At 74.2% G+C, this 13,942-nt stretch carries 11 protein-coding genes; 3 read left to right on the top strand and 8 right to left on the bottom strand.

The window, feature by feature from the left end:
* Positions 1–205: 205 nt before the first annotated feature.
* From AB0E02_RS31225 to rimP, 8 genes are all read right to left on the bottom strand, one after another.
* Positions 206–4,351 (bottom strand): hypothetical protein, encoded by a 4,146-nt coding sequence (locus tag AB0E02_RS31225; RefSeq protein ID WP_362145478.1) that lies wholly within the window; start codon positions 4,349–4,351, stop codon positions 206–208.
* Between the two features lie 281 nt (positions 4,352–4,632).
* Complete coding sequence (gene truB / locus AB0E02_RS31220) at positions 4,633–5,562, bottom strand: tRNA pseudouridine(55) synthase TruB (protein ID WP_362145475.1); 930 nt, start codon at positions 5,560–5,562, stop codon at positions 4,633–4,635.
* Positions 5,563–5,564: 2 nt separating this feature from the next.
* Entirely contained in the window at positions 5,565–6,014 is a 450-nt protein-coding gene (rbfA, locus tag AB0E02_RS31215) for a 30S ribosome-binding factor RbfA (RefSeq protein WP_030414191.1), read from the bottom strand.
* A 66-nt stretch (positions 6,015–6,080) separates the two neighbouring features.
* On the bottom strand, positions 6,081–6,374 hold the full coding sequence (locus AB0E02_RS31210) for a DUF503 domain-containing protein (RefSeq protein ID WP_362145471.1): 294 nt from the start codon (positions 6,372–6,374) through the stop codon (positions 6,081–6,083).
* A 149-nt stretch (positions 6,375–6,523) separates the two neighbouring features.
* Positions 6,524–9,583, bottom strand: coding sequence for a translation initiation factor IF-2 (infB, locus tag AB0E02_RS31205; protein ID WP_362145468.1), 3,060 nt, complete (start codon positions 9,581–9,583; stop codon positions 6,524–6,526).
* Positions 9,584–9,760: 177 nt separating this feature from the next.
* Positions 9,761–10,039 (bottom strand): YlxR family protein, encoded by a 279-nt coding sequence (locus AB0E02_RS31200; protein ID WP_362145465.1) that lies wholly within the window; start codon positions 10,037–10,039, stop codon positions 9,761–9,763.
* 122 nt (positions 10,040–10,161) lie between these two features.
* Positions 10,162–11,166 (bottom strand): transcription termination factor NusA, encoded by a 1,005-nt coding sequence (nusA, locus tag AB0E02_RS31195; protein ID WP_362145462.1) that lies wholly within the window; start codon positions 11,164–11,166, stop codon positions 10,162–10,164.
* Between the two features lie 2 nt (positions 11,167–11,168).
* On the bottom strand, positions 11,169–11,738 hold the full coding sequence (gene rimP / locus AB0E02_RS31190; RefSeq protein ID WP_362145459.1) for a ribosome maturation factor RimP: 570 nt from the start codon (positions 11,736–11,738) through the stop codon (positions 11,169–11,171).
* 160 nt (positions 11,739–11,898) lie between these two features.
* Here rimP and AB0E02_RS31185 point away from each other — a divergent pair, with 160 nt between their 5' ends.
* Genes AB0E02_RS31185 through AB0E02_RS31175 form a run of 3 tightly spaced genes read left to right on the top strand, consistent with a single transcriptional unit; the run spans position 11,899 to position 13,869 of the window.
* A complete protein-coding gene (locus AB0E02_RS31185) occupies positions 11,899–12,402 on the top strand; it encodes a hypothetical protein (RefSeq protein WP_362145456.1) in 504 nt (167 codons plus the stop codon).
* Entirely contained in the window at positions 12,399–12,905 is a 507-nt protein-coding gene (locus AB0E02_RS31180; protein WP_362145453.1) for a ferritin-like domain-containing protein, read from the top strand. The genes AB0E02_RS31185 and AB0E02_RS31180 overlap by 4 nt, the downstream gene beginning before the upstream one ends.
* 52 nt (positions 12,906–12,957) lie before the next feature.
* Positions 12,958–13,869 (top strand): aminoglycoside phosphotransferase family protein, encoded by a 912-nt coding sequence (locus AB0E02_RS31175; RefSeq protein ID WP_362145450.1) that lies wholly within the window; start codon positions 12,958–12,960, stop codon positions 13,867–13,869.
* Positions 13,870–13,942: the final 73 nt, after the last annotated feature.

Raw genomic sequence — 13,942 nt, 5'->3', positions numbered from 1 at the left:
GTCTCACGGACACCTGACCGCGAACGCCAAACCGCGGGTGCCCAGCCTTGGCTGCCTGCGGACCACTGCGGCCACCTGCGGGGGCTTGCGGGCGCCTGCGGAGGCTGCCTGCGGGTGCCCGACCGTAGGCAGCCGACTAAGACGACCGCGGCGGCATCCGACCAAGAGGCCGGTGCCTGCACCCCGGCCCCGCCCGCCGGTCCCCTCACCCGCCCCGACCCCCGGCAGCGGTCGTACGGGGGCGGGCTCCCCTCGCCGCGGCGGTACCCGCCGGATCCGCCGCCCCACCCCGGAGCCGGCGGGCGAAGCCGGGCGTTCGGCGGCCGAGCTCCGCCAGCTGCCGCTCGAAGCCGGCCGCGCCGCCCGGCGTACGGGCCAGCAGCGCGCCGGTGCGCCGCACCAGGTCACGGGTGCGCTCCGCGGGCCGCCGTGCGCAGCCCTCGGCGGCAGCCCGGAGCAGCGCTTCGAGGACGCTGGTGTCGGCGGCGGCGCCGTGCTCGCCCTGGCCCAAGCCGTACGGGCCCCTCTCCTGTTCCTCCTGCGCCAGCAGGGCCTCCAGCAGGTCACCGCGCAGCGCCTCCGAGGCGCCGGAACCGCCCTCCGCCAGCACGTCGGCCAGCGCGCACCGGACCGGCGCCGCGCAGTCGGTGATCAGCTCACCGACGAACGGACGCAGCGCGGCGCGGGCGGCCGGTCCGCGCTCCAGGCGATGGGCGACGAATTCCGCGACCGGGCGCGCGGCGCGGTCCGGGCTGCGCCGGGCGTAGTCCCGGACGAGCGAGGCGGCACGGGCGGCGGTCCCGGGCGCGTCGAGCCCGGCGAGGAGCCGCAGCAGGGCCGCGGCGACCGGTGGGCCTTCGCCCCCGACGAGCCGGGCCCGGAAGGCGGCCAGCACCGGCACGGGGTGCTCGGCCAGCGCACCCGCGAACGCCGTGGGCGGCAGCTGCGGGTCTCCCGCGACGAAGCGGGCCAGCGCCCGGGCCAGGTAGCGGGGGCGGCTGACCGGGTCGCCCACCAGAAGCGCCAGCGCCGAACCGGTCCAGGGTTCGTCGAGCGGTCCGGCGAGTAGCTCGCCCTTCGCTTCCTCCTTCGCTTCCCCCCTCGCTTCGCCCCTCGGTTCGGACCGCATCTCGTACGCCGTGCCCTGTGGCCCGGAGAGCAGGTCGAGCGCCGCCTGACGGAGCAGGGCGCGGTCGGCCTCGGTACGGGCGTGGGGCGCGGCGCGCAGGCCGTAGGACGCGGCGGCCGCCCGGCGGCGGGGGGAGGGGTCGTGGGCCCAGCGGGCGACGGCCCGGCAGACCGTCGACGGCTCGTCCTCGGCGAGCGCGCCGAGCAGCTCGTCTCCCCTGGGGTTCGCGGTGGCCACCAGCGCCTCGGTGAGCGCATCGGGTGCCCGCCGGCGGTGGGCGTACAGCAGGGCCTGCGCGGCGGCCGCCACGGTGATCTCGCGCGGCGCCGGTGTGGAGGGGGCCGGCAGGGGCGTTGGGTCGGGCGGCAACGGCGCGGAAGCCCGGGGCGGGGGTACGGGGCCGTGGGCCGGGCGGTTCGACAGTCCCGCGCCCAGGAGGCGGGTGTCGTCGAACCACGAGCAGAGGAGGGGCTGGACGCGCTGCGGGTCGGTGCGGAGCATCCCCACCGCGGCGTCCAGAAAGCGCGCCGGTGGGCCCACCGCTCCGTCGGCCACCCGCCCGTCCGCCGGCACCAGCCGCCGCAGCAAGTCCAGCCGGTCCTTGTCCGCCAGTGCCAGCCGCTCCCAGAACCACGGCCCGAACGCGTCCAGTCCGGTGTGCGCGAATCCGCCCGCGCGCAGCGATCGTTCGGCGATCCGGTCGGCCAGCAGCCGCAGCACGCCGGTGTACGGCCCGGCGTCGGGGAGCTTGAGCAGGACGCCGGCCAGCAGCTGCCGGGCCCACCGGGGGCCACCCACGGCCCGTGACGCCGCAACCGCAGCCCCCTCCCCCAACGCACCCGGCCCCGGACCCGGCCACGACTCCAGCTCCGGCTCGCCCCCCAGGACAGTCGGCTCCGCCCCTTCGTCCGTAAGGTCCGCCGACAGCCCGCCGCAAGAGCCGCAGGCCCAAGAGCCGCAGCCGTAAGAGGGGCCGCCGTAGGAGGGGCCGCCGTAAGAGTGCCCGCCGCAAGAGTCGCAGTCGCAAGAGCCGCCGTTCCCGGCGTCGTCGTCCCCGGAGTTGGAGTCACCGCCGCACGTAAGCAGCGGGGTCTGCGGTACGTCCTCCCGCGGGCCCGGGAGCAGGCCGCCTCCGCGGGACACCCCGAGCAGACCCTCGCCGTCCGCCGTGGCCATCGCCGCCGCCGTCGCTGTCGCCGTCGCCGCCGGCACCAACTCCGCCAGCCGGAAGGCGAGTTGGACCCGCCCCGCCTGCCGGGCGAGCCGGAGGAGGGCCTCGACGACCGGGGCGGGGCGGTGGCCGGGGACGGTCAGCAGGTCGAGATCGACGTGGGCGCCCTGCAGCCATTCGCCGAACTCGTCGTGGGCGAAGCGGTATCCGGGGCCGGCCGGCACCAGCAGGCCCTCGGCGAGCACCGCGGCGGACCAGCCGGCCCGGACCGGGAAGACCTCCTCGAAGGACGGACGCTCCAACGCGCCCTCCACGGACGCGAGGCAGCGGCGGGCCGCCTCGTGCACCTGACCGGCGACCTGGGCGGCCAGCCTGCGCACCGCGGTGCCACGCGGCGCGGGCCGGTAACCGTCGGCGATGCGTACGGCGATCCGCAGCGACATCAGGTCCAGATAGGCGTCGAAGACCTGGTGGCGGTCCGGTGCGCCGAGCGACTCCCCGCACAACTCCCCGGCCGACGCACCACCCGGCTTCCCGCCCGACTCTCCGGCCCCGCGTTCGGCCCCGGCCCGGTCACCGCCCCCGGCCAGTTCCTCCCACACCTCTGCCAGCAGCCGCAGCGTCAGCGGGTGGCGGGCGTCCGGGGCGGCCGGGGCGCCGGGCGGCAGGCCATAGCGTTCCCGGGCGCGCTCCGCCGCCCTCTTGGGGAGGTCGCCGATCGCCACACAGTCGGGGAGGGCGGGCGCCGCACCGCCCGGCCGCGGCCGGTGCAGCAGCCCCGGCGGGAAGAGCGCTCCGGCTCCTTCCCAGTAGGCGGGGCGGCAGGCGATGACCAGCTGGACGCGGGCGGTGCGCAGCCAGTGGACCGTCGCGGCGGTCCACTCGGCCAGCCGCTCGTGCCGGGCCAGGGCGGCCGGCATCTCCTCCGGGCCGTCGAGGAGCACCAGCAGCGGGCGGCCGGTGCCGACGGCGAGTGCGGCGACGGTCTCGGGGGTGGCGTCCGTCGGATCGCCGGCCGTACGTCCCGAGCCGACGAGGGTCCGGCCCGCGGAGCGCAGCGCGCGCCCCACCGCGGTGCGCAGGCCCTCGTCGCCGGCCCGCAGGTCGGCGCCGCGCAGCCGGACCGTGGGGGCCGGCGGCCCGCCGGCCGCCCGGCGCGCCGCCAGCCGGGCCAGCTCCGTGCTCCGCCCGGTGCCCGGGCCACCCACCAGAGCCAGCACGTGCGCCCCCGACGCCCCGTACGCCGCCGTCTCCGTGAAGCGGGTCAACTCCCCCTGCACTTCGGGACGTTCGACCGGTTCGGGGCCCGGGCCGGCGGTGGACGGGCCCGCGGAGACGGCCGTGAGCCGCAGCACCCCGGCGGGATTCAGTTCGCTGCCGTACGCGGGGACGGTCGCCGCGTTGCGCGCCAGCAGGGCGGCCAGCGGGCCCCTGGGTGCGGCCTCGGCGACCGCGCGCAGCGGGACGGCGAAGCCGCCGGCCCGTCGGCCGGCGTGCAGTGCGCTGCCGAGGACGCCGAGCACCACACCGGTCCGGCCGTCGAGCACCGGCCCGCCGATCGCGGGCCCGCCCAGCCGCAGGGCCTCCCGGCCGCCCGCGCACAGTGCCAGCTCCAGGATGTGGTCGAGGTGGTGGACGCGCTCGCCGGCGGTGTACGTGACGCCGGAGGCGGGGCCGACGACCGTGCCGTCCAGCCAGCCGCCCGTCCAGAGCCGGGCCGGGGCGCCGGCGTCCGGCCGGGCCGTGCCGATCGGCAGGGGGCGGAGCCGGTCCGGGCGGAAGCCGGTGGTCCTGATGAGCGCGAGGCCGCTACCGGGGAGAGGGTTGATGGCGCTCGGCTCCACCGGGCGGGCCCAGGCGGTGGCCGCCGCGCCGGTGGCCGTGACCGGCCGCATGGGCTGGAGCACCAGTCCGGCCGCGCCGTCCACCGCCTCGTGGCTGGTGACCACCGTGCCCTCGTGGTCCGCGAGGAAACCCGTTCCGCGCGTGTGACCTGCCAGATCGCGGATCCGCACCAGTGCGGTGTCCGCATCGGCATCCAGCAATGCCATTGCCGATCCTTCCCGCCGGTACCGTCCTTGGAACGGTAAGCAGGCCGTGATCGTCCTGGCGGGGTGTGCGGCGAACGCGCCCCCGTCCGCGCCTTGATTCACTCCGAGCGCCTGACCGAATGAGTGAATGCCCGAGGTGCGCTGGACAGAGATCAAGAGGAGGGGGATGGTGGAGCGCGGACCGGCACCGTGTCTGCCGGGCGGCCCGCGTTCCACCACCCCTCCCGGAAGCCGGGTTTCCGGCTCTCCCGGATACCGGGATTCCGGTCGGCCTTCCAGGGTCAGATGGCGAAGACCGCCAGGCTCTTGGCCTTCCCGCCCTGGTTCTCCACCAGCGCCAGGAACCGCCCGTCGGGCCCGAAGGCCGCGACCGGCCCGTCGGCCTCGAAGCGCGGCATCGCGATCCGCGCGCCGTTGAGCAGCAACCGGGCCTGTGCCTCGGTGACGTCCCAGCGGGTGAAGGCCGCGTCCGCCGCCTCACCGACCGGCATGATCGGCAGCCCGCCGCCCTCGGGGGCGTCCACCGCCGCCTGCAACTGCTCCAGGGTCTGCGCCCGGTCCAGCTTGTACGGCCCCACGCGGGTGCGGCGCAGCGCGGTCAGATGGCCGCCGACGCCGAGCCCGGAGCCCAGGTCGCGGGCCAGGGCACGGATGTACGTACCGGAGGAGCACTCGACGGAGACCAGCAGGTCGGTCACCGGCGTACCGTCGTCCGCCTCGGTCTCGTGCGCGGAGTGCACCACGAACGAGGAGACGGTGACCGGGCGGGCCGGGATCTCCACGTCCTCGCCCTCACGCACCCGGGAGTACGACCGCTTGCCGTTGATCTTGATGGCGCTGACCTTGGACGGCACCTGCATGATCGCGCCGGACAGCCGCGCGACCCCGGCGTCGATGGCCTCGCGGGCGAGGCCGTGCGCCGCCTTGGACGCGGTGATCTCGCCCTCGGCGTCATCGGTGACCGTGGTCTGGCCCAGCCTGATGGTGCCGACGTACTCCTTCTCCGTCAGCGCCAGGTGGCCGAGGAGCTTGGTGGCCCGCTCCAGGCCGAGGACGAGCACGCCGGTGGCCATCGGGTCGAGGGTGCCGGCATGGCCGACCCTGCGGGTGCGGGCCATACCGCGCATCTTCGCCACCACGTCGTGCGAAGTGAAGCCGGCCGGCTTGTCGACGATGATCAGGCCGCCCGGCTTGTTGCTCTCACGCTTCATTCTTACGCGGTGCCCTCGTCATCCTCGTCGTCGCCGGGCTTGCGGTACGGATCGGCCTCGCCGGCGTACTTGGCGCCCGAGGAGGCCTCCCGGACCTTGGCGTCCGAGGCCCGTGCCTTGTCGAGGAGGTCCTCGATGGTCTTGGCGTTCTCCGGCAGGGCGTCCGCGACGAACGCCAGGGTCGGCGTGAACTTCGTGCCGGCCGCGGCACCGACCGCGGAGCGCAGCATGCCCTTGGCGCTCTCCAGCCCGGCGGCGGCGCTGGCCCGGTCCTCGTCGTCGCCGTAGACCGTGTAGAAGACCGTAGCCTCCCGCAGGTCGCCGGTGACCCGGGTGTCCGTGATGGTCACGTGTGAGCCGAGCCGCGGGTCCTTGATGCCGCGCTGCAGCTTCTGGGCGACCACCTCCCGGATGAGGTCCGCCAGCTTCTTCGCCCGCGCATTGTCGGCCACTGGTCCGTCTCCTTCTTTTCTTCCACAATTGTGCTTCCACCGGCGGCGACCTGCCCCGTCATCAGGTCAGTCCTCGTCGCCGTGCAGCCGTCGGCGTACCGACAGCAGCTCCACTTCGGGCCGTGCGGCGACCAGGCGCTCGCAGCGGTCCATGACATCGGTGAGGTGCCCGACGTCCCCGGACACCACCGCCAGGCCGATGGTGGCCCTGCGGTACAGATCCTGGTCCCCGACCTCCGCCACGCTCACCGCGAATTTGCGGTGGAGTTCGGAGACGATCGGGCGGACGACGGAGCGCTTCTCCTTCAGCGACCGTACGTCGCCGAGAAGCAGGTCGAAGGACAGCGTCCCTACGTACATGCAAGCCGGGTCAAGCCACCCGTGGGGCCTTGGGGGCACCTCCCGGCATGGGCCGGGGGTGTGCGTGTCAGTTCGAACCGTACACGCAACGGCCGGGGCCGATCGACGGAGTTTCTTCCGCCGACCGGCCCCGAAAGGTCGCTGCGTGATCAGCCGCGGGGCTTCTCGCGCATCTCGTACGTCGCGATGACGTCGTCGACCTTGATGTCGTTGAAGTTCCCGAGGTTGATACCGCCCTCGAAGCCTTCGCGGATCTCGGTGACGTCGTCCTTGAAGCGACGCAGACCGTCGATGTTGAGGTTCTCCGCGACCACCTTGCCGTCGCGGATGAGGCGCGCCTTGGTGTTGCGCTTGACCTCGCCGGAGCGGATGAGAACACCCGCGATGTTGCCCAGCTTGGACGACTTGAAGACCTCGCGGATCTCCGCCGTACCGAGCTCGACCTCTTCGTACTCCGGCTTGAGCATGCCCTTGAGGGCCGCCTCGATCTCCTCGATCGCCTGGTAGATGACCGAGTAGTAGCGCACGTCGACGCCCTCGCGCTCGGCCATCTGCGTGGCGCGGCCCTCGGCCCGCACGTTGAAGCCGATGACGATCGCGTCGGAGCCGGACGCCAGGTTGATGTCGGTCTCCGTGACCGCACCGACGCCGCGGTGCAGCACCCGGATGTCGACCTCTTCGCCGACGTCGAGCTGGAGCAGCGAGGACTCCAGGGCCTCGACGGAACCAGAAGCGTCACCCTTGATGATGAGGTTGAGCTGCTGGACCTCGCCGGCCTTGAGCACCTTGTCCAGGTCCTCCAGGGAGACCCGGCGGGTGCGCTTGGCGAAGGCCGCGTTGCGCTCGCGCGCCGCGCGCTTCTCGGCGATCTGGCGGGCCGTGCGGTCCTCGTCGACGACCAGGAAGTTGTCGCCGGCGCCCGGGACGTTGGTCAGACCCAGGACCAGGACGGGGGTCGACGGACCCGCTTCCTCGACGTTGTTGCCCTTGTCGTCGAACATCGCACGGACCCGGCCGTACGCGTCACCGGCGACCATCGTGTCACCGACGCGGAGGGTACCGCGCTGGACGAGGACGGTGGCCACGGCGCCGCGGCCGCGGTCGAGGTGGGCCTCGATCGCAATACCCTGCGCGTCCTGCTCGGCGTTGGCCCGCAGGTCGAGCGCGGCGTCCGCGGTGAGGACCACGGCCTCCAGCAGCGACTCGATGTTGAGCCCCTGCTTGGCGGAGATGTCGACGAACATGGTGTCGCCGCCGTACTCCTCGGCCACCAGGCCGTACTCGGTCAGCTGACCGCGCACCTTGGTCGGGTCGGCGCCCTCGACGTCGATCTTGTTGACCGCGACCACGATCGGCACGTCGGCCGCCTTGGCGTGGTTCAGGGCCTCGATCGTCTGCGGCATGACACCGTCGTTGGCCGCCACCACGAGGATCGCGATGTCGGTCGACTTGGCACCACGGGCACGCATGGCGGTGAACGCCTCGTGACCGGGGGTGTCAATGAAGGTGATGCGCCGCTCTTCGTCGTTGACCTCGGTCGCGACCTGGTAGGCACCGATGTGCTGGGTGATGCCGCCGGCCTCGCCCGCGATGACGTTCGTCTTGCGGATCGCGTCGAGCAGTCGGGTCTTACCGTGGTCGACGTGACCCATGACGGTCACCACCGGCGGACGGGAGACGAGCATCTCCTCGCCGCCCTCGTTCTCGCCGAACTCGATGTCGAAGGACTCGAGCAGCTCGCGGTCCTCCTCCTCCGGGCTGACGATCTCGACGATGTAGTTCATCTCGTCGGCGAGCAGCTGCAGCGTCTCGTCGGAGACCGACTGCGTGGCCGTGACCATCTCGCCCAGGTTGAGCATGACCTGGACCAGCGACGCCGGGTTGGCGTTGATCTTCTCGGCGAAGTCCGTCAGCGAGGCACCGCGCGACAGCCGAACCGTCGCGCCGTTGCCGCGCGGCAGCATGATGCCGCCGACCGACGGGGCCTGCATGGCCTCGTACTCCTGACGGCGCTGCCGCTTCGACTTGCGGCCGCGACGCGCCGGACCGCCGGGACGGCCGAACGCACCCTGCGTGCCACCACGGCCACCGGGACCGCCGGGACGGCCACCGAAGCCGGGACGACCGCCGAAGCCGCCGCCACCGCCGCCGGGGCCACCGCCACCGGGACGACCGGCGAAGCCGCCGCCCGCACCGGGACGACCGCCGCCGCCACCACCGGGACGACCGGCGAAGCCGCCGCCACCGGGACGACCGCCGCCGCCGGGACGACCGGCACCGCCGGGACCGCGACCGCCGCCACCGGGGCCGGGACGCGGGCCGGCAGCCGGACGCTGCGGCATCATGCCCGGGTTCGGGCGGTTACCGCCGCCACCGCCGGGACGCGGGCCGGCGCCGGGCGCGGCACCCTGCGGACGGGGCATACCACCGGGGGTCGGACGCGCGCCGCCCTGGCCCTGGGGACGGGGGCCGCCCTGGCCGCCGCCCTGCGGACGCGGTCCGCCGGGACCACCCTGGCCACCGGGACGCGGCGCGCCACCGGGACGGGGGGCCTGCGGACGGGCCATGCCCGTGGAGCCACCGGAGGTGAAGGGGTTGTTACCCGGACGCGGGCCGGACGGACGGCCGCCGGGCCGCGCGGCCGGACGCTCGCCGCCGGGACGCGGGGCGTTGCCACGGCCCTGACCACCCTGACCGCCGCCGGGCGCCGGACGGGCCGGGCGCGGGCCGGGGGTGGCACCGGGACGGGGGGCCGACGGGGCGGCCGGGGGCGCCTGGAACTCGGGCTGCGCGGGCGCGGCCGGAGCAGGCTTGGGGGCTGCCGGGCGCGCCGGGGAGGGGCGCGGGCCGGGAGCCGGGGTGGTGCTCTTGGGGGCCGCGGGGGCCGGCGCCTCGGAGGCGGCCGGAGCCGGGGCCGCGGGGCCCGGCTTGGGGGCACCCGGCTTCGGGGCAGCAGGACGAGCCGCCTGCGCCGGAGAGGGCGCCGACGGCTTCGCGGGGGCCGACTTGCGCGGCGCCGCGGGCTTCCCGGCGGCGCGGCCATTGCCGCTGCCTGCCTGGAAAGCGTCGGTCAGCTTGCGAACAACCGGCGCCTCGATCGTCGAGGACGCCGAACGGACGAATTCACCAAGTTCTTGGAGCTTGGCCATGACGACCTTGCTCTCCACGCCGAACTCCTTGGCGAGTTCGTATACCCGGACCTTAGCCACTTCGCTCCTTCTAGGTCCGGGGTGTCCACCGGACCGTCGCTACTTCATGGGCGTACTCATCGCGTACTCATCGAGTGCTCATCGCAATCTCGACCTACTTCCGACTCGCGAGGTACCTGACCGCACGGTTTTCCGTGCGCTGTGCGTTCTTGCTGTGCGGTGTTGCAGTGGGCGGCTTCAACCGGCGTGCCGTTCGAGGAACCGACGCACGTCCGTCGTGTCGAACGGCCCCCGGCCCCGAAAGGCCCGGGGAAACGCCCGGCGGCGGACCGCCAGGTCGAGGCAGACCAGTGTCGGATGCACGTATGCACCCCGGCCGGGCAGCGTACCGCGAGGATCAGGGGCACACTCGCCCTCGATCTCCACGATGCGCAGCAAATCGCCCTTGGCCGCCCGCTCCCGGCATCCCAGACATGTGCGCTCAGGGCATGCGCGGGCATGCGTCCGGCCAGACACTGCTTAAGTCTACCTCCCCGCGTCGACCGCACCCCGATGGGGTAAGGGCCGAACGGTTGCTCAGAATTCCCGTCGGAGGGCCGCGGCGCCACCAATTTTTCCGTGGGCCGCGGCTCCGGCGGCTACGACGTGTGATCCCCGGCGTGCGACGCGTGCTCGGTGTCCGGCCGGATGTCGATCCGCCATCCGGTGAGCCGGGCCGCCAGACGGGCATTCTGCCCTTCCTTGCCGATGGCCAGTGACAGCTGGTAATCGGGGACGGTGACCCGGGCGGAACGCGCCGCCAGGTCCACGACCTCGACCTTGCTGACCCGGGCCGGCGACAGCGCGTTGGCGACCAGGTCGGCGGGGTCGTCCGACCAGTCCACGATGTCGATCTTCTCGCCGTTGAGCTCGGCCATCACGGCCCGCACCCGCCCGCCCATGGGGCCGATGCACGCACCCTTGGCGTTCAGCCCCGACCGCGTCGAGCGCACGGCGATCTTCGTACGGTGTCCGGCCTCGCGGGCGATGGCGGCGATCTCCACCGAACCGTCCGCGATCTCCGGCACCTCCATGGCGAAGAGCTTCTTCACCAGGTTGGGGTGGGTGCGCGACAGCGTCACCGACGGGCCGCGCACACCCTTGACCACCCGGACGACGTACGACCGCAGCCGGGTGCCGTGGGTGTACTCCTCACCGGGGACCTGTTCCTGCACCGGCAGGATGGCCTCCAGCTTGCCGATGTCGACCAGGACGTTCTTGGGGTCCTTGCCCTGCTGGACGACGCCGGTGACGACGTCGCCCTCCCGCCCGGCGTACTCGCCGAACGTGATCTCCTCCTCGGCGTCCCGCAGCCGCTGCAGGATGACCTGCTTGGCGGTGGTCGCCGCGATCCGCCCGAAGCCGGACGGGGTGTCGTCGAACTCGCGCGGCTCGGCACCCTCCTCCAGGTCCTCGGGGTCCTCCTTCGCCCACACCGTCACATGGCCGGTGCTGCGGTCCAGCTCCACCCGCGCCCGCCGGCGGCTGCCCTCGGTGCGGTGGTAAGCGATGAGGAGGGCCGACTCGATCGCCTCGACCAGCAGGTCGAACGAGATCTCCTTCTCCCGCACCAGCCCCCGCAGGGCACTCATGTCGATGTCCACGGCTACGCCTCCTCCTTGTTCTCGTCGTTCTCGTCGATCTTCTCTTCGTGCTGCGCGTCGCGCTTGTCCGCCGTCTCGGGCTTCTCGGGCTTCCGGCTGAATTCCAGCTCGACGCGCGCCTTGGCGATCTCGTCGAACAAGACCCGGCGGGCCGTCGGCTTGCGCCCCTTCACGCCCGGCACCTCCAGATCGAGGCCGTCGTCGTCGACGCCGGTGATCCGGGCGATCAGCTCCCCGGACCCTGCGGCTTCGGTGAGTTGGGCCTTGATGAGGCGGCCGAGGGCGCGGCGGTAGTGGCGCAGCTCGGTCAGCGGGCGGTCGGCGCCCGGGGAGGTCACCTCAAGGGTGTAGGGCGCGCCGCCCATCACGTCGGTGTCGTCCAGGACCACGGACGCCTCGCGGCTCAGCTCGGCGCACTCGTCCAGCTGGACGCCCTCGTCGGAATCGACCACGATCCGCAGCACCCGGCGCTTCCCGGCCGGTGTCACCTCGATCTCTTCCAGATCCAGGTCTCGCGCGGCGACGAGCGGTTCAAGCAGTCCGCGCAGCCTCTCGCTCTGGGTGGTGCTCATCCGGGTGACTCCTCGGCCGCGTGTGCTGTTGTGGGTGGATCGCGTGTCGGATCAAAGCCTATCGGTTCCGGCGGGGTACTGACGATTCGGTGGGTGGTCACGGATACTCTCGCCTGCGGTGATCACGACGGAAGACCCCGGGAAGTGCAACGTGCCGAAAGTGGCGCTCACACGCAGAAGGACCCTGCTGGCCGGCGCCGCCCTGGGGGGCGCGGCGCTGCTCACCGGCTGCTCCGAGGACGTCTCCCCCGACCGGGACGAGCACTCCTCCGCCGCCGACCGGCTGCGCACGGCCGCGGCCCACGACAGTACGGCGCTGCTGGCGCGCTACGACGCGACGCTCGCCGCCCACCCGGCGCTGGAGCCGAGGCTGCGCCCGCTGCGCTCCGAAGTGGCCCGGCACGTCCAGGCGTTCACGACCGGGGACGCCGCCCCCTCCCCCGCCGGCTCCGCCCGCCGGGGCCGCCCGCACAAGGCAGGCGCGCCCCCGGTGCCCGGGGACGAGAAGGCCGCGCAGGGCGCCCTGGCCGCCGCGGAACGCAAGCTCGCCGACAACCGGACCACCGCGCTGCTGACCGCGCCGCCCGAACTGGCCCGGCTGCTCGCCTCGGTGGCCGCGGCCGGCGCGGCGCACGCCTATCTGCTGACGGAGCCGCCCCGATGACCTCCCGGAAGAAGAGCGACGAGCGGAGCGACGACGGCCGCGCGGAGCTGACCGCCGTGCAGGCGGCGCTGGCCGCCGAGCACGCCGCGGTCTACGGCTACGGCGTGGTCGGCGGCCGGATCTCCCGCGACCGGCGCACCGAGGCACAGGCCGCCTACGACGCCCACCGCGCCCGCCGGGACGCGCTGCGCCGCGAAGTGCTGGCGCTGGGCGGCACGCCCGCGGCCGCGGCGGCCGCGTACGAACTGCCGTTCCCGGTGCCCGACCCGGCCGCCGCGGCGCGGCTGGCGGCGGAACTGGAGGACCGGCTGGCCGCCGTCTACGCGGACCTCGTACGGGCCGGTGGCCGGGCCCGGCGGCGGGAGGCGGCCGCCGCGCTGCGGGAGGCGGCGGTGCGGGCGGTGCGCTGGCGCGGCGGCGGCGTAGCCTTCCCTGGGCTCACGGAGCGGGCTTCGGCCGCCGCTCCGTCCGGCTCCGCGAGCGCGTCCGCGGGCGCGCTCTGAACGACCGGCGGTCACCACCCCGGAAAGGCCCCAGGAAAGGGACAGCGCAGGCATGGCAACGGCACCCATCGAACCGCCGCAGCGTTTGGTGAGTTCGGTGAGCGGCGACCCGGACAGCCCGGTACGGAAGTGGCTCGACGCGCTGCCGACGCTGGTTCAGCAGCGGCTGGACGACTGGGAGCTGACGCTGGAGCGGGTGCACGCCCCCGGTGGCCGCAGCAGTCTGCTGGCGCTCGTACGGCAGGTGGACGGTACGCCGGCGGCGCTGAAGTTGCCGGTGCCGGGCCGCCGTGCCGGGCACGAGGCGGCGGCGCTCGCGGCCTGGAACGGCTGGGGCGCGGTACGGCTGCTGCGGGCCGACGCGGCGAGCGGTGCGCTGTTGCTGGAGCGGCTGCAGAGCGGGGTGTCGCTGCGCTCGCTGCCGGAGGCCAAGGCCCTTCTGGAGGCGGCCGGTACGGTGCGCCGCCTGTGGGTGGAGCCGCCGGCGGACCATCCGTTCGAGACCCTGGCCGGGCGTACCGAGGAGGACGTGGAGGCGCTGGGGACGGTCGGTGGGCTGACCCGGGCAGCCGGTCCGCTGGTGACGGAGGCCCAGGAGCTGCGCCGTGATCTGGCGGCCGCTTCGGAGGAGCAGTTCCTGCTGCACGGGGCGTTCCGCCAGGGCAAGGTGCTGGCCGGTGAGCGGGCGCCGTGGCTGGCGATCGGCCCGTCCCCGGTGGTCGGCGAGCGGGCGTACGACCTGGCGGCGCTGGTGCTGGACCGCTTCGAGGACCTGGTGGCCGGGTCGGGTGCGGCCGCCGCGGTCCGCCGCCGGATGGCCAAGCTGGCCGACTCCCTGGAGGTGGACCGGGGGCGGCTGCGCGACTGGACGCTGTTCCGGGCGGTGGACGCCGGGGTGCGGGAGGCGGCCGTGGGCGACCGCCAGCGCGGCGAGCTGCTGTTGGAGTTCGCGGCCTGGCTGTAGCGCACCCGTACGTGCGCTGCGGCGGGGGGGGGGGGGGCCGGCGGCGGGCGCGCACGGGGGGGGGGGGGGAGGA

It is taken from the genome of Streptomyces sp. NPDC048196 (assembly GCF_040652715.1).
Lineage (GTDB): Bacteria > Actinomycetota > Actinomycetes > Streptomycetales > Streptomycetaceae > Streptomyces > Streptomyces siderophoricus.
This window is presented reverse-complemented; position numbering and strand designations above follow the sequence as displayed.